Genomic DNA, 21,198 nt, shown 5'->3' with positions numbered 1-21,198 from the left:
TTTTACAATACAAACTTTTTCTTCTTTTTGGGAAAACTGCGGTAACGCTCGTCCATCAAAATGGCTGAAATTTCTGTCTGTCCGGCATCTGCCGCATAAGCAATCGTCTTTTCCAATGACTGTTCATCAAAATAATGCTCCTTGCAGCAAAAAAGCAGCACCTCCTGCGGATCTCCCGCGGCAATTTCACGTCTCTCCTTCACTGCACAGATACAGCTTTTCCCAATTTCTTCCATGTGCGCCTTCACATAATTCTCATAGCGCAGTTTCGCAGGCTCTTCCAGCTTCCACGGATATTTCAGCCGGATCAGTGCCACACTGAAAATTGCCTCCTCCGAATCTCTTGCTTCGGAAAGTGCAAACAGCCGGTCATATTTCCCATAATCCAGTTCCCGACGGTAAAAACACTCCCTGTACTCTCCACCGGAACCATAATAATGCGTCTCCACGATCCGCGCCGGCGTATTTTCCACCGCATCTGCATAATATTCCGGAAACAGGATCTTCGTCTCCGTCTCCTGATAACGCAGTGTTGCAATGATCTGATACCGGATCTCCGTCAGAATTTCCTTAAGGCAGGACTTATTTCCATCCATAAAATCAATCTCCACTTTTTCCAGACGGCATCCGGTAAACACACCGCTTCCCATCCGCACGATCGCATCTGTCCCATGGAAAAGCTTCAGATTCATACATCCGTAAAATGCATAATTTCCAATCGACTGTACGGTAGCCGGAAGATGGATCTCCCTTACCATTCCGCCACAGCAGAGCTCTTCCGGCTGCGCAAAACGGTCGTCCACTTCACCTTCTCCGGTCTGATAAACGAGTACATTTTTCTCTTCTTCATCCTTATGCATGGAAAATGTATATGGCGCAATCCGGATAACCGGGGTTCCCTCTATCTGCTCAGGCACTTTTATGATTCCTGAATCCTGCCAGATCCGAAGAATTTCAAGTCCGTTTTCTATTTTCTGATATTGTATCTTCATAAATTTCACTCCTGGAATTGATTCTGTCTGTTCTATCCAATTAAGGATTATAGCAAAAAGAGGCGGATTTTTCCATCCTATTCACTGAGTTTATCTGCCATTCCAAAAATAAGGTTCCACACAAAACAGTTCTCTGCTCTGTCTCATATTCTCTATCGAAATCTCACGAACTATATCGTTATGGACAAAATTATTTACATATCTTTAGAATTCCTTTATTCTATAATTAGATAGTCGATATGGATATTTGAAGGAGGTACCTATGTATGATGTCAGGCATGTCTTAAGAAAAGCCGGCCTTCGTTCCACCTATTCTGGTTATAATTATCTTGCCTCAGCAGTCGCCCTCGTTCTCAAAAATCAGGAATTTTACATGAAGAACGTAACCTCTAATCTCTACCGTGTTGTCGGCGAGCAGTATGGCGTTTCCAACATGTGCGTTGAAGCTGCCATCCGCACAATGATCAACAGTTATCGGAATCAGAATTCCAATAAAATTTTAAGCCCGCTGCTTGGTTATCCTGTATTTGACAAACCGACCGCATCCGAATTTATTTCAATGCTGGCTGATTATATCCAGGATCATTCCCCTCGTTAATTATAAGATACTGAGTAGAATTTATGCATTATCACATATCAGCATGGTATATACAGAATAACATTAGCAGGCAGGCATTAAAAAGGTGCAGCCTATGAGGTTGCACCTTTTTATCGAACCGGATTTTTATAACATAATTTTTATAATTGGGACATTTTTCCATACTCGCTGTTTTAGTTGCCACAGCTACAATTTGAATCCATATCAAACTCCGGATTGATTGCATAAAAGTTCTTACTGTTCAGATTGTCCTGAACGATTCTTAAACTTTCTCCGAATCTTTGGTAATGTACTATTTCCCGTTTTCTTAAAAAGCGAATTGGATCACATACTTCCGGGTCTTTTACAAGCCTTAAGATATTGTCATACGTTGTCCGTGCTTTCTGTTCTGCAGCGAGGTCTTCATGCAGATCCGTAATCGGATCTCCTTTTGACTGAAAGTATGTCGCTGTCCACGCCGGCCCGCTTGCCGCTACCGGATATAATGCAAGTGTATGATCAACATAATATTTATCGAAACCAGATGCTTTTATTTCTTCCGGAGACAGTCCTTTCGTAAGCTGGTAAACAATTGCACAGATCATTTCCATGTGCGCAAGTTCCTCTGTCGCAATGTCCGTCAGTGTTCCGATCACTTCTTTATACGGCATCGTATATCGCTGTGAGAAATATCGCATGGATGCACCTAATTCCCCATCAGGGCCACCAAACTGCGTAATAATAATCTGTGCAATTTTCGGATTGGTCTGTGTGATCTTCACCGGATATTGCAGTCTTTTTTCATAATTCCACATACTAGCATCCTCCTTCCTGCCACGGCCATGGCTCGTTGATCCAGTTCCATCTGTCTGAGCAGGAAGGAACAGCGGTATCTACTGTGAGTGGTCCATAATATTTTGCATATTCTTTCAACAACTGGTTCCTTTTTTTATTATGTTCATAAAAATAGTCCAGTGCTTCCTGATCACGAGGATGAGTATCCAGATAAAGCTTCACATCATCTACCGCAAAGCTCGCATGACCGATCTGCATCAGGAGATCTTTTCTGCAAGGTTTGGAATTCTGCATTTCATTCATGCGTTACATCCTCCTTTCCCCTTAAACGGAAGATCAAGCTCTTCGAATATAGTTCCTCTGTGGAATCCTTTTCCGGCTTCGTAAATGTGTCTCCAGCTCTGCCATGGCACATAAGCCATTGCGATCGGCATTCCATCCAACGCATCGTCCCGGTCGCTACATCCAGATCGTTCTCGATAAACAGGTACTGCCATCGATGGATTTCTTCCATCATTGTTCGCCATACATGAATTACTATTACAGCTATTGTTATTATTGCCACATCCACAATTTGCACGTCTCATATATGGATTATTGTTTCTGCAATTTTGCATCGTTTTGGCTCCCCTTTCTTATATCTGCAATATTATTGTATGGTAATTTTTTAAAAATGGTTCTGACTTTTGCATCCGGTATAATCTGATGCCCGTTTCCATTTCAAACAGGTCGTAACATCAATAATGCCGCCAGACCATTTCTGATCTGACGGCATCTTTCTTTAATATTTTATGATGTAACCGGATTGCTCCATTGCCATGCAATTCCCGCAGTCCTCGAACACCTCATACGCCCATAAAACGGCGTGTTCACATCATTTTATGAATTTTTACCAAGTGTAACCTTGATCTCTTTCTCTGTATATTCACCATTCTTATCCGGGATCTGTACGGTAAGCGTTACCTCTTCTCCTGCTTTATAATACTGAAGCTGTTCCTGAAGAGAGCTCATACCACTGATGGAACTTCCCTCAAAACCGGTAATGATCGATCCTTTTGTAAGACCGGCTTTCTCAGCTCCGCCACCACTCATGACTTCTTTGACATAAACACCGGTCGGCATATTGTACATCTGTGCACCTTCTTCAGATACATCGTAACCTTTGATTCCAAGATATCCTCTTTCCTCATCAGAAACCTTGCTTCTTGTCTCTTTATTCATCAGATTCTGGATAACATCACTTGCATCTGAAATCGGGATTGCAAATCCCATACCTTCTACAGCTGAACTGTTGATCTTCGCAGAGTTGATACCGATTACCTCACCATTGGCATTCAGAAGAGCTCCTCCACTGTTACCAGGGTTGATCGCTGCATCTGTCTGGATGTATTCTCCGTCAAATCCATCAATTGTACGTCCGGTTGCACTGACAATACCAGTTGTGACAGACTGTCCATAACCAAGTGCATTACCGATTGCAATTGCAGGTTCTCCAACCTTCAGAGAATCTGAATCTCCAAGTGTTGCAACCTTAATCGCATTCATTGTATCGTCTGAAATCTTATCAAGCGGAACGGCTACGACTGCAAGATCCCTTGCGGAGTCTGTTCCTTTAATCTGCGCTTCCACACTGTTGCCATCATTAAATGTAACAGTAAGTGTATCGCTTCCTTCTACAACATGGTTATTGGTAACAACCAGAAGTTCTGAATCATTCTGGCTGATGATGATACCGGATCCGGCACTTTCACTCTCCTGCTGGCTGGTTCCTCCGAAGAAATTCTGTACTTCCTGTACGCTCATATTTGTGATAGAAACGATTGACGGAAGTGTATTTTCCACAATGTCTGATACATCAGATGTCACTGTACTGGTAGATGTTGTAAGCTTTGCATTCGATACAGTCTTTGTTGTGCTTACGGTACTCTTTGTATTCTTTCCAAGCAGCTTACCAGTCAGATAACTGGTTCCCTGCATCGTCACACCGCCAACTGCCCCAAATAATACTGCGGCTCCTACAACAAGTGCGACTTTTTTTGTATACCCTTTTTTCGGTTTTGGAGCTTTCTGTGGTCCTGCTCCGAACCCCTGCTGCTGATTGTCTGCTCCTCTATTTTCATCTGAATCTGGTCTGTAATAATTGTATTGATTGTCCATCATTCAAGACTCCTTTCTTTTCCTTTTCTATAGTTAAGAGTTTAGCCTATAATTGTGATGAAAGTGTGATAAAATATGAAAAAAAAGATGAACGGCATATTTTTATGTCGTCCATCTTACTAAGCTCCATCTTATTTGATATTATGACTTATCCAAACTGCGCTTTTTCTTATTCAACCGTTACAGATTTCGCCAGATTACGCGGCTTATCTACATCCAGTCCTTTTGCAACAGATACATAATATCCCATTAACTGCAACGGAATCACTGCAAGGGATGCCTCAAAGTGCTCATCTGTCTTCGGAATATAAACCACAAAATCAGCGGTATCTTCAATGCTGTAATTGCCATAAGTTGTAAGTCCCATCAGATATGCACCACGGCTCTTGCACTCTACCATGTTGCTGATCGTCTTTTCATATAAATCCAGCTGTGTCAGCACACCGATCACAAGCGTTCCATCCTCGATCAGGGAAATGGTTCCATGCTTGAGTTCTCCTGCTGCATATGCCTCTGAATGAACGTAACTGATCTCTTTCATCTTCAGGCTGCCTTCCATACAGATCGCATAATCAATTCCACGCCCGACAAAAAATGCGTCCTTTGCGTTTGCCTGCTTTGCTGCAAACCACTGGATTCTTTCTTTATCTTCAATAATCTTTTCGATCTTCTCCGGGATTGCCTGTAATTCGGCAATATAATTTTCATACTGCTCTTCAGTGATTGTATTTTTTACTTTGGCAAACTGAATTGCAAGGATATACGAAGCCATCAGCTGTGTACTGTACGCCTTCGTTGTTGCCACAGAAATCTCCGGTCCTGCAAGCGTATAGAATACCTTATCCGCTTCTCTTGCAATAGAAGATCCGACTACATTGACAATTCCAAGTGTACGGATTCCCTGCGCTTTTGTCTCACGGAGTGCTGCAAGACTGTCTGCAGTCTCTCCTGACTGGCTGATAATGATCACAAGACCATTTGGATCCAGAATCGGCTTACGGTAACGGAATTCTGATGCCAGTTCCACGCGAACAGGAATTCTCACCAGATCCTCGATCACATACTGTGCCACCATACCTACATGGTAAGCAGAACCACACGCTACAATGTAAATCTGGCTTGTTCTCCGGATATCCTCTTCCGATAATCCGATATCTGTCAGATCAAACTTTCCTTCTTTTAATACAGAATTCAAAGTATCCTTAACCGCTCTTGGCTGCTCATGGATCTCTTTCATCATAAAATGCTCAAAACCAGCTTTTTCAGCTGCTTCTGCATCCCACTCGATGGTCTTCATCTCCTTCTGGATCTCTTCACCATCCAGATTGTAGAAAATGATTCCATCTTTGCTGATCTTTGCCATCTCCAGGTTGCCAATATAGTATACATTTCTTGTATATTTCAAAATAGCCGGCACATCTGATGCAATAAAACTCTCTCCATCTCCTACGCCAAGAATCATCGGACTGTCTTTTCTTGCCACATAAATTTCTTCCGGATAATCCTTGAACATCACAGCGAGCGCATAAGATCCACGGATACGGACCAGTGAATGGTTAATCGCATCTACCGGTGTTCCCTCGTATTTTTTATAATAATAATCGATCAGTTTGACAGCAACCTCTGTGTCTGTCTCAGAGTAGAACGTATATCCCTTACGGAGCAGTTTATTCTTTAATTCCTGGTAATTCTCAATGATACCGTTATGTACAGCAACCACATTGCCATCGTCGCTCATATGCGGATGGGCGTTGTTCTCGGACGGTTCCCCATGTGTTGCCCATCTGGTGTGACCGATTCCACAGGTTCCCGGAACTGCTGTACCGTTGTTGGTCTTCTCAGCTAATACTTTCAAACGGCCTTTTGCCTTAATGACTTCCGTCTCTTCGATTCCATTACGGACAGCAAGCCCTGCTGAATCATATCCACGATACTCCAGCTTTGACAATCCGTCCAGTAAGATCGGTGCAGCCTGCTGCGATCCGACATATCCTACGATTCCACACATTTATCTATATCCTCCAGTCTTTTTGTACGAAAATAAATTTTTACCCTTTTCGTTACATTGTAGCAAATCTGGAACTCTTTGTAAAGAATAAGCGGGAATAACAATCGTCATCCCCGCCTTTCTCTTTAATCCAGATCGATAAAATCCATCTCGAAAGTATCACCTTTTTTACGCTTTTCTTTCTTGATATTATAATCATCGAAGGAATCAAAATCGTCATCGTCAAAATAATCATCAAACTCGTCAACGCTGCGAGTATCATCACTCAGTCCTTCGTCATCATAATCATCGTCGAAGTCATCATCATAGTAATCATCATCATCGAAATCGTCATCGAAATCGTCGTCATAATCATCTTCGAAATCATCATCCTGTCTCTTCTTGAATTTTGATCTCTTTTCTTCTTTGACCGATGGAATCGGCTTTACCGGATTACTCTGTGGCTCATCATCCAGTCCATATTCATCATACAGATCATCCAACTCTCTGTTGCGGTTATGTAACTTCACAACGGAAACAAGAAGGAAGATTACCAGAAGAATAACGATAACTGCTGCCGCTGCTACAAACCAGATCAGATGATCGGAAATCTTTTCCAAAATTGCATCAAACTTGCTTGCACTCTTCTTATCCGGTGTAGTCGCAGACTTCGGAGTCTCCATTCTCTGATAAGTATGCTCTGCAGAGTCGTACAAATAAAGAGATTCTTCACCGTCATTATTTACCGCATATAATACATAGAAACCATCGCGGTCCGGTTCATCCCAAATTTCAAAAGTCTTGCCGTTGATCTCCAGATTTCCTTTTGAATACTTTGATGGCATGGACACTTTACTGCCTGCATCAAAAATCACAATCGAATAATCATCTGAAATTACAACCTGCTCTGCCGGAGAGAAGCTGCTGTCAGATGAATCATACATCCAGAAATCACCTTTTCCGTCACCATCTACCAGGTAAGCCATCTGAAGTCCTGTCTTTTCCTGGACAGCACCTTTATATGTCGAATCATTATAAGTAATCTCTCCTGCTGTAAATCCAGCCGGAATCATGCTGTCTGAAAAATCACCGGATAAGGTATACTCCTGACCATCAATCGTGACACTTGCTCCATTCGCAACATCTTTGATCTTGCTTGGATCTCCTGCCCCGATCACGACATCCGCATATCCTTCTTCACATGCCACGCTTTCTCCAATACTGTCTGTAACTGTCGCATTTCCCTGCTCCAGTCTTGTACTTCCTTCCTGAAGGGCCTGGAATTTCATTGTAAACTCAATCCGGTCACTGCTTCCGTCACCTGAGCCAGTAAATGTCAGATTACCATTGGTGTCTGCATTCACTCCATCTCCCTCTTCAAATCGCATATAAGAAGGATCGTAAGTCATATGAATCGTTGCATCTCCGATTGCATCTCCACTGACAACCGCTGTACCCGTGATCGTAAATTCATCCCCGACACTTGTCTCAAGATCAGAAAAGAATATCACACCATCTGCCGCCAGTACCATCATAGAAAAACATGGCACAATCAGACATACAGATAAAAGAATTGTCGCTATTTTTTTCGTAAACTTCATCTTCATGTACTTTCCTCTTTCTAACCATATAATTGTAAGTATAAATACTCTTAGACTCTATCTTACACTTTTTATGGGGAAATGTCTACTTGTTTGTAGAATTTCCCATTGTATCAATTTACAGACAACTCCGTTCTGCTTTATTTATCCGAAGAAAAACCCCGGCATAAACCGGAGTTCTTCGCTAATTTACATTTTCTGTTGTTCCGCCTGCATTGCTTTCTGCGCCTCCACCGGGATCTGGAGTTGGTGTTGAATCCGGTGCCGGATCTGGTGTTGGTGTCGGCTCTGGCGCTGGATCCGGTGCCGGCGTTGGATCTGGTGTTGGTTCCGGCGTTGGAGCTGGAGTCGGTTCCGGCGTTGGAGTTGGTTCTACATAAGTACTATCATCATATCCTCCATTCCATGAATTGTCCCAGGAATTTCCTCCGTCATACCAGTAATCATTCGATCCGTCATTATAATTATACTGATAATTATCCTGCGTATACCCCTGCCATGCATCCGGCGTTTCAATACCACTTGTATCTACACCTGCATCTGGCTGATTCATTGGCTGGTCCTGATTATCGGTATTTTCCTCCTGCTGGTTTTCAGCCTCTTCAGCTCTTTTCTTTTTCAAAATGTTAATATCTACATCGTTAATCAGCATATCGTAGAATGTAGATTTCTTTTTCAGTTCCTTATCTAATTTTTCTCTTCCGCATTGTTCTGTAAGAGTCTCCACACCTGAAAATAAATTCACACCAAGACCAAGTTTCTCTCCTGTAATCTCTGCTCCCAATGCTGCAAGTGTCGTTGGAAACATATCCATTGTAGAAAATTCTCGATTATGTGTTTTTTCAAAAGAAGTATCAAGATTCTCTGGTAAATTTATAAATGCATTATATACACTTCTCTCATAATCGTCACTCACATCATTACAAAAATCAGAATCCATTGTTAAATGATCCCCGCTTATTATAATTGTTGTATTCTCATAAAATGGCTGCTCCTGAATCCACTTAACAAATGCATCAACCTGTCTACTTGAACATGCCATTACATTTGCATATTGATTATCTCCAAATTCATTTTGACACTGCTCACATACATATCCATCTTCAAAATGAGTATCTACTGTCAACATTGTAAAATTAAATGGCTCGTCCTTTGTTCCTATTTCGCTTAACTTTTCTTTTGCATTTTCAAATAACTTTTGATCTTCATACCCCCACCATACCCAATAACCTTCTGGGATTTTTCCTTCTTCTACAGCCGTAGTATAATCAAATATTTCTGTTTTACCATGACTCTCAAAGTATGTTCTCCTTCCTCCAAAAGTAGCATCTGATCCAATCATAAAATATTGATTATATCCTTCTTCTGATAAAATATCTTCTAAATTTTTTGCTCTTGAAGAAAAGGATGTCTGCTCCGCTAATGTATCATTAATATCCTCATTCACATTTCTAATATCTTCTGTATTTTTTATTGGAATTCCAGATGTCTGAGCGAAAATTCCTCCCATCGTCCATGTGCATCCATACGCAGGATATCCTCCTCCCAACTTATCGCTTTGAGAAAAATTAGTATTTTCTTCTGCAAGAGTCGTCAATTCCGGAATACAGTTGAAATCCATTCCACCGCCATCTTCTTTTGACGCATAAGTGGATTCCATTGACTCCAGATAAATATAAATCAGATTTCTTTTTTGTTCCGGAAATGTAATCTTCGTTGTACGTGGATCCACATAATTCTGTTCAATAAAATGCGATTCTTTCTTCTGACTTACCAGATATTCTTTTACATCCAATTCATCATATACTTCATAAGCCGCCCTTCCTGCACTTCCACATGCAATCACAGCTACAAGAAATAACGCAATCATACATTTTCCATGCTTATTCCTTAATCCTATAATCAGGAAAATAGATAAAAATAATACTAATACTGCCAACGGTACGCATGCATTGATCCCATCCAGTACTACATCTGAGTTTGTCCCATCAAGCGGTACTTTCAGATGAAAAATAATTTCATCGATAGACAACAGCCCCCACGTGTCTAATACCCAGTTTCCCAGATTATAGAGAATAAATCCAAGAACAGATATTATGATCATTAGAATACAATAAAATCCATAGCCGATTTTTTTAATTATCTTTGGTTTTTTCATTTTCCTTTCATTTCCTTTACTTAGTATTTACAAACATACATAATGTAGTAAAGCATAAATATAAAAAAATTGCAATATTCACAAGCAATACAAATTCTAAAAAATGTTTCATTCTGTCATTGCTTAATAACTTACACTTAGTTTTTAAAGCCAAAAATTTTTCTAACCAAAGTAATCTTTGATAAAACAAATGCACCCCCTAAATCTAAAAGCACTTTACCAGCAATAATCAAAATCAACTGAATATTTGCTGACATTCCATTCACAACATATTTTTCTGTTATCTGCCACCACGGAAGAAGATCAAGTTCTACAATATGCACACACAATATCAACAAACTATATCTTCCAAGATATGCCAAACTTCCACCAATATATTTCGTCCTACACTCAATAATTTTGGAGATTAAAATAACAATCACACATGCACATATACAGCCAAAAATATCTATTATCCCTCGTCCAATATCACAATGCACTAACCAGAACGATTGGAAATTTTTTATAAATGAAATCCAAGTAAGTAGTACAAAAAGAACTGAAAAGATTTTCACTTCCTTTGGCAACTCACTAATTTTAGTCTTTGCGCCCCTCCAGAGATATCCCATATAAATGAACATTGTAGCACATGCTCCTGCCTGTATGCTAAAAGGAAACCAAAATATTCTTCTTGAAAAATATCCTACTGCAAACAAACCCACTATAAATAACAATCTAATATATTTATCAAACTTGAACGATATTCTCAAGAAAATACTTCCCCAGAAAGTTGCCCACAAAAACCATATTGCACCAATTCCCGGTATCCAGAATGGCTCTGTATATGTATCACCTGCTCCATATAAAGCTGCATAACACCAGTTTTGAAATTCATCAAAAGCATTATTCCACCATACGCCCTTTAACGTTCCAATAATGATTATGACTATGCTGCTTATTATATATGGAACAAGCAATGTTCTTGCCTTATTTTTTATAAAACCATTCAAATCGCGCTTCTTATTCGTAAAATATCCTGTAATAAAGAAAAAAATAGGAACATGAAATGTAAACACAATTCGATTAATACTGGCATTTCCTAAATGGCCTAATATAATACAGATCATTGCTATCCCTTTAGCTATATCTATATATTGCAGTCTGGTACTTTTTGTTTTCATAACATTTATCCCCACTCAATTTCCACATTTTCTCTGTCTTTTTCCGATATCCTTCACATCAAAATTCGCAAACGGAAGCATCAAAAACACATCATAATACGCTTCAAACATATGATGCTCCATTACTGAATGAATGCAGACAATTGCCATAGCCATTAACATATATGGAAGATTTAAGTTTTTGATCATTATAATTGAAATAATCAGCATAACCAGTATAAATACCACCAGTCCTAACCTCATCAAAATATTCACATAAGAACTATCAATAAAGAAATAGTCTGCTACCACTTCTGTTGATCCTCCATTTCCACGCATTGGAATGTCCTGTCCCCATATCTGAACATCATACCTGTCAAAAACTTCTTTTCCTAAAGAAAGTCTCGTTGAAAAAAGAGTATTTAATTTTGCCATCCATTCTATATCTGGTCGATAAAATCTTGATACTAAGATCATAAATCCAGCTAAACCATATGGTGCCACCAGACATAAAATTTTTAGTAATAGTGATGGTATATATCCCTTTCCTTTCTTTGCACCTAATTTGTTTCTAATTTTCAAATAAACAACACATATAATCAAAATCATCATTACAATTTCACTATTCCGTACATCACAATATTTTTCAAACAGAACCACACTGATTATCATCATTCCAATTTCTATCCATGTGCATCTTGCCTGTCGGAGTACAATCCATACTGTTATCATAAAAACAATACCCGCCGCAAAATCTGTAGGATAAATAAACCCAAATGACATCCGCACCTGATCTCCCCTATGGTAAACCAAATTCGTGATAACTCCTGTATATCCTACAATCATCGTACAGATTATCATCGGAATTTCTACAATCAAATATACCTTTAAAATTTTTCTATAATCAATATCATTTGCACCAGCAATCAATAATCTCGTTTCAAGCAATGCATCAGCTCCAGAATATCTCCTTGCAATTACAAATGATCCAATAATCAGAAATACAAATAATATTTTCTTCATATCCACTGGTCTCATCACCATATACCGGAACAATACTACCAGTCCAATCCCTATCTGAACACAGAAATAAAAAAAGGTGGCCACGGAATATGTGCCATCGTTGTCCAGCTGTAAGTCAAAACCAGCCATACGGCAAAAATTCCAAGAAAAATATTTCTGATAAATTACATTTGAATTCATAAGATGAATTTATCCATTTTCCCTCTACCTTATTGTTAATTTACTTTATCCAATTCATTTTATTTCCTCTCTTTACAGACAGTTTAAATCAGGATATGCTTTGCAACATATCCTGATTTATCCAAACCTTTTATAATTCCTCAGCCACCATCTCCAGTGCCGCCTCAATTACCTTATCCATATCATAATACTTATAATTTCCAAGACGTCCACCAAAGATCACATTCTTTTCCTGCTCTGCAAGCTTTCTGTATTCTTCAAACAGCTTATTGTTCTGTTCGTTATTTACCGGATAATATGGTTCCATTCCTACTTTCCATTCGGAAGAATACTCTTTGGAGATAACAGTTTTTTCCTGCTTTCCAAATTCAAAATGCTTGTGTTCGATGATACGTGTATAAGGAACTTCTCTTTCGGTATAGTTTACGACTGCATTTCCCTGATAGTTGTCTGTTTCAAGCACTTCTGTTTCAAATCTTACCGAACGATATTCCAGTGCTCCGAGCTTGTATCCGAAGTATTCGTCGATCATTCCGGTAAACAGTGTCTTCTCTGCGATATCCGGATTTTCTTTGATGAACTCAAAGTAGTCGGTATCTGTCTTTACTTCGATTCCGTCCAGCATCTTTTCAATGATCTTTGTATATCCGCCGATCGGGATTCCCTGATATCTGTCATTGAAGTAGTTATTGTCAAATGTAAATCTTACCGGTAAACGTTTGATGATGAATGCCGGAAGGTCTTTGCAGGCACGTCCCCACTGTTTTTCGGTATAACCTTTTACTAGTTTCTCAAATACATCTTTTCCTACCAGAGACAATCCCTGTTCTTCCAGGTTCTTCGGTTCTGTAATTCCAGTCTCTGCAACCTGTTTTGCGATCATGTCTTTTGCTTCCTGTGGTGTCTTGATGTTCCACATTTTGCTGAATGTGTTCATGTTGAACGGCAGGTTGTAAAGCTCATCCTTGTAAATCGCTACCGGTGAGTTAATGTAATTATTGAACTCTGCGAACTGGTTGATGTAATCCCAAACCTTTTTATTGGAGGTATGGAAAATATGTGCACCGTATTTGTGAACATTAATTCCTTCAATATTTTCACAATAAATATTTCCACCGATATGCGGACGCTTGTCAATTACCAGACAGGTTTTTCCTTTTTTCTTTGCTTCATGGGCAAATACTGCCCCATATAATCCTGATCCTACTACTAAATAATCATACTTCATAATACTAAATCCTCTCTTTTATTTCTTTGTAATTTTATCTTTTATCATCTTTCCCATTCCAACTACACTTCCTACTCCATAGCTTAAATGAAGCAAAAAGAAAATTCCCGGAAGCAAAAGCTGACATATATGCTTCATCTCATTTTTCACAGCAAGAACTGCCATTCCGATTGCACCACACCAGTAGGTAATCCACATTGCAATCGCCAGAAATGGCTTTTTCAGTGCTGCTAAAATTGATGTTACAATAATCGCAATCACAAATGCAAACGGCACAAAATGATAGATACTGAGACAGCTCGGACATACACCAAGCGTTCTTGCCACCCAGTCTCCATTACCGTATTTCTGCTTCATCATTCCCGGAATCGAACTTCTCACATACTGCCAGGAATGAATCTGCGGATCATAGCACAAACGGTATCCTGCCTGCCGGATCCGGTAATGCATTTCATTATCTTCCGTTCTTCCCAGATTCTCATTGAAAAGTCCAACCTTTTCAAATACTTCTCTCCGATAAGCTGCATGGAACATGGACTTTACATATTTCTTTTCATTCTCTCTCCGGAAACCTGCGATTCCACTTCCGAACATTGAACTTTCCGCACTCAGAAGCAATCTCTGCCACGGTGTATCCTTCTCCGGAAGATTTGGCCTTGGTCCCCCGGTGACATCCTCTCCGCTTTCCATACACTCCACATTCTTGGAAACAAAATCCTCTGGAATGCGTCCATGTGCGTCCAGACGGATAATAATATCTCCGGTTGAACTACGGATTGCCTGATTCCATCCGGATGCCTGATTGTTCCCCGGATTTTCCGTAACAAAGCAGTTATGATACTGCGGATTTTCTTCGGCAAAACGTTCCATAATCCGTCTGGTTCCATCTGTTGAACTGCTGTCCACCATCACAACTTCGATCTGCTCTGCCGGGTAATCCTGTTTTGTGATATCCTCCAGCAAGTGCGGAAGATACTCTTCTTCATTGCGCGCAATCGTGCAAACTGATACTAACATACATTTCTCCTATACTGTAGTTCTTATCGTAATACTGCAAATACTGTCATAAACATGGTCATAAAATCTCTCCACAGACTGTATTTGCGCAGATCTTCCAGATTATAACTCATCTTCTCCGGAAGCACTTCATGAATATAAGCATAATCCACATCTTCTACATGCTCCAGCATTTCACCCTCATCTTTGTAGCATACGCTGGCTCTGGAAGTGATTCCTGCCGGTAACAAAAGAGTCGCATACATTTCTTTAGTATAGCCTTTTACATACTTCACAACTTCCGGTCTGGTTCCAACAAAACTCATCTCTCCACGAAGAACATTGATAAGCTGCGGAAATTCATCAATCCTGCAGCCACGGATCACTTTTCCAACCCGTGTCAGTCTGGAATCCTGACTGATCGTAACCTGTGTTCCCATCTTGTCCGCATTCTGCACCATAGTACGGAACTTTAGAATGTGAAATTTCTTTCCATACTGTGTCACACGCACCTGCTTGTAAATCACCGGTCCCGGTGAATCCAGCTTGATTGCAATACTGATGACTAACATGATCGGTGATAAAATGACAAGCAAAATCATCGAAAGCAGAATGTCAAAATAACGTTTTAATTTTAATTCTTTTTCATGTCTGATCAGGATATCATAATATTTTTTTACTTCGTCCGTTCTCATAAACTTCGGAAGTTCTTCCCATTTTCTCATACAGCATTCCTATCCGATGCATTCCTTTAATACATCCGTCACGTATTTTACCTCTTCATCGGTAAGTTTCGTATGAAGCGGTAATGTAATTGCATTTTCAAATAAAGCATAAGCATTTGGATAATCTTTAATATCAAATCCCATATTTTTGTATGCAGATAACAACGGTAACGGTTTGTAATGCACATTCGTTGCTACGCCATGCTCTGCCATCTTCGTAATGATCTCATTACACTCTTCCCGCATTTTTCCCTGAACACGGATCAGATACAAATGTCCGCTGGACTTATGATCTGTATCAAAATGATTCAGTACACTCACAGGAAGACTTTCCAGTGCTTTATCATACATTCCTATGATTTCCCGACGACGTGCCAATAATGCATCATAGCGCTTTAACTGTACCAATCCAATAGAAGCCATGATATCGGTCATATTGCATTTGAAATAAGGTGCCACAACATCATACTCCCATGCGCCAAGCTGCGTCTTAGCAAGCGCATCCTTGGACTGACCATGCAGTGAAAAGAGCATATATTTTTTATAAATGTCGTCATCATCCACACCTTCGATTGGACGCCATGTAACTGCTCCTCCTTCCGCTGTGGTAAGATTCTTTACTGCATGGAAGGAAAAACTTGTGAAATCTGCAGCCTGTCCACATTTCTTTCCTTTTCGCTCTGCGCCAAATGCATGCGCTGCATCTGCCACCACAATCACTCTGCCAAACTTCTCCTGAAGTTCATTTGCCGGATGGAAAAGTGATTTCTTTGCTTCTACAATTTCAAATATCTTATCATAGTCACACATGATTCCGGCAAGATCTACCGGAATGATGACTTTTGTCTTTTCATTGATAGCGTCTGCCAGTTTTTCATAATCCATCTCATAGGAATCTTTCGCCACATCAATCAAAACCAGTTTTGCGCCCACATGTGAGACAACACTTGCTGAGGCACTATAGGTATAGGCTGTCGTGATCACTTCATCTCCAGGTCCGATTCCCAGAAGACGCAAAGTCATCTCCAGACAAGCTGTGGCTGAATTCAGGCAAACAACCCGATTAGTTCCCATATACTCGGCCAGCTTCTTTTCAAAGAGCTTCGTCTTTGGTCCGGTGGTGATCCAGCCACTTCTTAAAGTATCCACAACTTCTGCTATCTCCTCCTCTGTGATATCCGGAGGAGAGAAAGCGATATGCATGTTTTTCATAAAAAAACTTCTTTCTTCATAAATTTTAGATCTTTATTGATACTTTTCTAATTCTAAATACTCTTTCCAGAACTTATAAGATGTCAAATATTTTCTTCTGTTATAATAAGCTTTATCTACTTCTTTGTGAATTTTTTTATAACGCTTCACTGTTTCAAGATAGTATTTCATGACCTGTCTGAATTTCTTCTTATCCAGATATCTGATTTCTGCAGTATATGCATTTGGATTAATTGCAATGACACTATCTACAAGGCATTGTCTCTGTGGATTATAGAACCAGTCATGAGCAACCGCCGCCGGCCCTTTCCGTAACCATTTTTTTGGCCAGAAAAGCTGTCCATTAAAAGTCAGGCGATAAAGAATGGTATCCTTCAGACTTCTGTGATCTGTTTGATAAATAGAATCAATATCCACCCCATATTCATCAAATTCTGCAAGATCTGCCATATTTGCATTTTTTGCGGACATTGTTTTTAATCGTTCCTGACATTTTTCCGCTTCAATAAAAGCAGGTCCTTTTAAATAATCTCTGATTGCATCAACAATGATTTCTGCAGCATCATAATTAAAGCGCAGTATTTCCGTTAAAAACATACCATTAAAACGTTTCCAGATACGTTCTCTTCTGTTTCTGGACGGATTACATGCCTCTTCAATCAAAAAGTTACGGAATACTTGATAATATTCCATGAAATAATTGAACTTTAAAGTAAAGCCCATATGCCATACGCAAATACCGTTCATGGTAATAAATTTAGCATTATTACGGAAACTGAATTCCGTATCATCAACACGGATAAACAATGGTAATGCAAATCCGTTTTTCTCGATCATTGTTACCGGTACACAACAATACCACCAACCGGCATAGGAATCAGCCTTTTTCGTTTTTGCTTCCTCCTTTTGAAGCATTTCAGCCATCTCCACAATTTTTCCATGACCTTTTGAAGAATTCTGTCCTCCATCTGCTCCTAAAAATCCCACATCTTCATGGAAAACATCCATCTCTTCATAACAAAGCATGGCACCACTGATAATATAATCTTTATATTTTTCTTTTGCCAGTAACAATAATAAATATGTTCTTTTTATACTTTCTGATAAAACAACAACATCATCATCCATCAATAATACATGAGTTGCTTTTGGTTTCTGTCGAATAGATTCAATCATTCCTCGTGTAAATCCACCTGAACCGCCTACATTTTTATTTCTATGATAATAAATATGCGGACCTTCAAATTCTTCCGCCGACAATACTCGGCCTTCATCATTATCAACGATGTGCAAGTAAACATTTTTTCCAATGATATCATCCTGAGTTAAAATTTCATCCTTGATCATTTTAACATTTTTACGAATAAAGTCTTCTTTTTTAAATGTTGTCGTTGCGATTGAAAGTCTCACTTCATTGAAATCACTTTCATTTACCTCAGCATAATAACCGCCACCATATACACAGCACTCTGAATACATGCGGAGCTCAAATGCAATCAATGTGTCCTTATTTGATGGAATCTCAACAATAATTTCTTTTTTTTGATCGCAATGGTATTCTTTCTTTAACAAAACATTTCTTTTTGCTGAATTCTCAATTCTATGATATCCGGACAGAACCAGCTCAAAGTCACCTTTAATTTCAAGCTTCAACACCGTTTTGCCGATTTTTGTGTGTTTTTTCCATTTTTTCATAGAAAAGGCATTTAAATAAGCTCCAAAGTCACATGTACTATATTTTGAAAATACAAAACATTTTTCTTCAGCATCACGGATTCCTAATCCACCCTTATAAAAAAGATCGGCGTTATCTGTATATTCTTCTTTATCTGGAAATAGAATACTTTGTAATTTTAACTCCATTGTTTACATCTCCTTATTTTGTGCTTCTTTTAACTCTAAATAATTGCTCCAAAAATCTTTGCTTTCAAGTTTCGAATGATTTTTTCTATATTCTTCGCAAACCTTATCATAATGCAAATCTATTAATCGAAATACTTTTAACATTTTTATATATGCTTTCAGTAATTCTATTCTACTTCGCTTCACACAAATTGCATTTCCTGCTGCATCAGCATACACAACCTCATTCCAACGGAACAAGTCGTAAATATTTGGATTTGGTCTGGCTACTTTTGTCGCTCTGTTTTTATATGCAGGCAGAAAATGACCATTCATTGACAACATGATCAATATTCGTTTTAATTTACACGGTGGTTCAGCCTCCGGTCTACCACATGGATCCAGATCTTCCGGCTTGATTCCATTATGTCCTATAAATTCTTCTGCCGGCATAGACTGATAATTATATTTTTTTAATCCATCATGAACGCCTAAGGTATCCGCATTATAAAACCACTTAAAACCTCTTAAAAAATCAACCGCACCTTTCAAATTCAGATCTACATATTTATATCTGTATTTTCCGATATTACTGCTGACCTGCACAAAAAGCATCTTTTTGAAATCCTTTGCAGCAAACTGCGGATTATGGATTGCATTCGTAATTGCCAGATTTCTGACATCATAATACTCCAGGAAACCAGGTAATTTATTTTCAAAAGCTTCATGCCAGATCGTTATTCCATTTAAGAAAATAAACTGCCCATTTGCCCTCAATCCATATTCTATATCATCTCTATGGATAAAAAACGGCAAAGGATAATGCATTTCCTTAATAAACGGAACCGGAATACACGAATACCACCAGCCTGTATACTCTGCTTTTTGAATCTGTTCATTTATCACGACATTTTTTAATTGTGTCATGTCAAAATTATGGTTATTCGCAACAATATCACCATCATTCCAGCAGGCACCACATTCATACTGCAGAGTTGGCAAATCTTCTCTTAATAATGAGCCTCCGATTACTGCCATTCTGTATTTCTCTTTAAGCAGGGTCAATAATGTATAAGTTCGTTCTATCGCTTCAGGAGAAATCACAGCATCGTCATCCATCAATAAAACATGTGTAATACTATCATCTCGCATATGTTCGAACATCGTTCTGGTAAATCCACCCACTCCACCAAGGTTTTTATTCTTAACAATGCGAATATGTTCATCCTCGATTTTTTCTCTTACTAATGTACCGCCATTATCGGATATGCATACCGACAAATGTCCATAAGATAAGGCATTCTCATTGTTAAGCAGATTTTCTTTTAATACTTTCATATTTCGCTCAACATACTTCTCACGTTTGAAAGTACAAATGCCTATTCCTATCTTAACTTCCTTCTTTTCCCTCTCTTCATCAGTCATATAACTTGCTGCATAGAGGGCTGTATCCTCCTCAGCGATTATGGATACACCTACTACTCCACTCTCCGGTAAAGCAAATATTGGAGTATTCACGGAATCTTCGCCTTTGCTTTCCATTGGAAATTGCATAATTATCTTCGAACATACTTTTTTATTCTTGCAGGATAAGGCATATATGACAACCTTTATTTTTCCTTTAAAATTAACAGACACACAAACCGATTGAATACCTGTATACTTTCTCCATTTTTCAGCAGAAAAAATATTCATATATGTCAAGAAATCTGCTTCACCACCTGCATTAAGCAATATTCCACTCTCTGACTTAATTCCGTTTTTTAATTTATAGTATAATTCTGGTTCCTCAACAGACTGTTGATTCCATACAATTTTTTGTAATATCATGCTTTTCACCACTTACTGATTCATATGCATATATTCAGTTGTTACTTCTTCTACCAGACCACTCATTCGAACATTTCCTTTGTCAATCCAAATAGCATGATCACATAACTGTCTGACAGAATTTATATCATGAGAAACATATAACAGAGTTGTTCCTCCACTCAACATCTGCCCCATTCTCTCATAACATTTCTGCTGGAACTGGTAATCACCAACGGATAAGATTTCATCAACCACGAGAATATCCGGTCTCACCATGGTAGCTATTGCAAATCCAAGTCTTGCCTGCATACCAGAGGAAAAATTCTTAATCGGAACATCCAAGAAATCCTGCAATTCTGCGAATTCAATAATTTCATCAAAATGCTCTTCCATAAATTTTCTTGAATGTCCAAGTACAGTTCCATTCAAAAACACATTTTCTCTAGCCGTCATATTCATATCAAACCCGGCACCCAATTCAATCAACGGTGCAATGGTCCCTTTTGTAGTAACTGAACCTTTGTATGGTTTTAAAATTCCACAGCAGGCTTTTAAAAGCGTTGACTTTCCGGATCCGTTTGTTCCGATCAGTCCCCACGCCTCTCCTCTTTTTACTTTTAAATTGACATCTTTTAACGCAAGAAATTCCTGGAACATCAATTCGTGTTTGATCAGTTTGATCACATATTCTTTCAGGTTATCTACCTTTTCAGATGCCATGTTGAACCGAATCGTCAGGTTATCAACATCTACAATATATTCTTCGCTCATTCG

18 protein-coding genes are annotated in these 21,198 nt (G+C 39.0%); 1 reads left to right on the top strand and 17 read right to left on the bottom strand.

Features of this window, described 5'->3' with window-relative positions; translation table 11 throughout:
* Positions 1-2: 2 nt before the first annotated feature.
* A complete protein-coding gene (locus G4407_RS03870) occupies positions 3-992 on the bottom strand; it encodes a leucine-rich repeat protein (RefSeq protein WP_173687817.1) in 990 nt (329 codons plus the stop codon).
* Positions 993-1,254: 262 nt separating this feature from the next.
* On the opposite strand from G4407_RS03870, the gene G4407_RS03865 reads away from it, so the two are divergent.
* The gene (locus G4407_RS03865) at positions 1,255-1,590 is read left to right on the top strand and encodes a sporulation initiation factor Spo0A C-terminal domain-containing protein (protein WP_173687816.1); all 336 of its coding nucleotides are present in this window, start codon (positions 1,255-1,257) and stop codon (positions 1,588-1,590) included.
* Between the two features lie 173 nt (positions 1,591-1,763).
* Here G4407_RS03865 and G4407_RS03860 read toward each other — a convergent pair whose 3' ends face one another.
* The 16 genes from G4407_RS03860 to G4407_RS03780 form a co-directional block, all read right to left on the bottom strand.
* Positions 1,764-2,384 (bottom strand): manganese catalase family protein, encoded by a 621-nt coding sequence (locus G4407_RS03860; protein ID WP_173687815.1) that lies wholly within the window; start codon positions 2,382-2,384, stop codon positions 1,764-1,766.
* Position 2,385: 1 nt separating this feature from the next.
* Positions 2,386-2,658 carry a spore coat protein CotJB gene (locus G4407_RS03855; protein ID WP_173687898.1) on the bottom strand — a complete coding sequence of 91 codons (273 nt, stop codon included), beginning with the start codon at positions 2,656-2,658 and terminating at the stop codon, positions 2,386-2,388.
* A 5-nt stretch (positions 2,659-2,663) separates the two neighbouring features.
* Positions 2,664-2,981 (bottom strand): spore coat associated protein CotJA, encoded by a 318-nt coding sequence (locus G4407_RS03850; protein ID WP_243002763.1) that lies wholly within the window; start codon positions 2,979-2,981, stop codon positions 2,664-2,666.
* Positions 2,982-3,243: 262 nt separating this feature from the next.
* On the bottom strand, positions 3,244-4,521 hold the full coding sequence (locus G4407_RS03845) for a S1C family serine protease (protein ID WP_173687896.1): 1,278 nt from the start codon (positions 4,519-4,521) through the stop codon (positions 3,244-3,246).
* Between the two features lie 169 nt (positions 4,522-4,690).
* The gene (gene glmS, locus G4407_RS03840; protein ID WP_173687814.1) at positions 4,691-6,529 is read right to left on the bottom strand and encodes a glutamine--fructose-6-phosphate transaminase (isomerizing); all 1,839 of its coding nucleotides are present in this window, start codon (positions 6,527-6,529) and stop codon (positions 4,691-4,693) included.
* A gap of 125 nt (positions 6,530-6,654) precedes the next feature.
* Positions 6,655-8,115, bottom strand: a complete 1,461-nt coding sequence (locus G4407_RS03835; protein WP_173687813.1) for a cohesin domain-containing protein — start codon at positions 8,113-8,115, stop codon at positions 6,655-6,657.
* 178 nt (positions 8,116-8,293) lie between these two features.
* Positions 8,294-10,267, bottom strand: a complete 1,974-nt coding sequence (locus G4407_RS03825) for an LTA synthase family protein (RefSeq protein ID WP_070097319.1) — start codon at positions 10,265-10,267, stop codon at positions 8,294-8,296.
* 137 nt (positions 10,268-10,404) lie between these two features.
* Positions 10,405-11,427: an acyltransferase family protein gene (locus G4407_RS03820; protein WP_179963095.1), complete on the bottom strand. Its 1,023-nt coding sequence runs from the start codon at positions 11,425-11,427 to the stop codon at positions 10,405-10,407.
* 15 nt (positions 11,428-11,442) lie between these two features.
* Positions 11,443-12,429, bottom strand: a complete 987-nt coding sequence (locus G4407_RS03815; RefSeq protein WP_156330630.1) for a hypothetical protein — start codon at positions 12,427-12,429, stop codon at positions 11,443-11,445.
* Positions 12,430-12,739: 310 nt separating this feature from the next.
* Positions 12,740-13,837 carry a UDP-galactopyranose mutase gene (gene glf, locus G4407_RS03810; RefSeq protein ID WP_173687812.1) on the bottom strand — a complete coding sequence of 366 codons (1,098 nt, stop codon included), beginning with the start codon at positions 13,835-13,837 and terminating at the stop codon, positions 12,740-12,742.
* Between the two features lie 18 nt (positions 13,838-13,855).
* The gene (locus G4407_RS03805; RefSeq protein ID WP_173687811.1) at positions 13,856-14,854 is read right to left on the bottom strand and encodes a glycosyltransferase family 2 protein; all 999 of its coding nucleotides are present in this window, start codon (positions 14,852-14,854) and stop codon (positions 13,856-13,858) included.
* A gap of 23 nt (positions 14,855-14,877) precedes the next feature.
* Positions 14,878-15,558, bottom strand: a complete 681-nt coding sequence (locus G4407_RS03800; protein WP_055156525.1) for a sugar transferase — start codon at positions 15,556-15,558, stop codon at positions 14,878-14,880.
* Between the two features lie 9 nt (positions 15,559-15,567).
* Complete coding sequence (locus G4407_RS03795; RefSeq protein WP_055156569.1) at positions 15,568-16,761, bottom strand: DegT/DnrJ/EryC1/StrS family aminotransferase; 1,194 nt, start codon at positions 16,759-16,761, stop codon at positions 15,568-15,570.
* A gap of 42 nt (positions 16,762-16,803) precedes the next feature.
* Positions 16,804-18,633 (bottom strand): glycosyltransferase family 2 protein, encoded by a 1,830-nt coding sequence (locus G4407_RS03790; protein WP_055156528.1) that lies wholly within the window; start codon positions 18,631-18,633, stop codon positions 16,804-16,806.
* A 3-nt stretch (positions 18,634-18,636) separates the two neighbouring features.
* Entirely contained in the window at positions 18,637-20,442 is a 1,806-nt protein-coding gene (locus G4407_RS03785; RefSeq protein ID WP_173687810.1) for a glycosyltransferase, read from the bottom strand.
* Positions 20,443-20,454: 12 nt separating this feature from the next.
* Entirely contained in the window at positions 20,455-21,195 is a 741-nt protein-coding gene (locus G4407_RS03780) for an ABC transporter ATP-binding protein (RefSeq protein WP_055156532.1), read from the bottom strand.
* Positions 21,196-21,198: the final 3 nt, after the last annotated feature.

Source organism: Allocoprococcus comes (assembly GCF_013300725.1).
GTDB classification, from domain to species: domain Bacteria; phylum Bacillota; class Clostridia; order Lachnospirales; family Lachnospiraceae; genus Allocoprococcus; species Allocoprococcus comes_A.
This window is presented reverse-complemented; position numbering and strand designations above follow the sequence as displayed.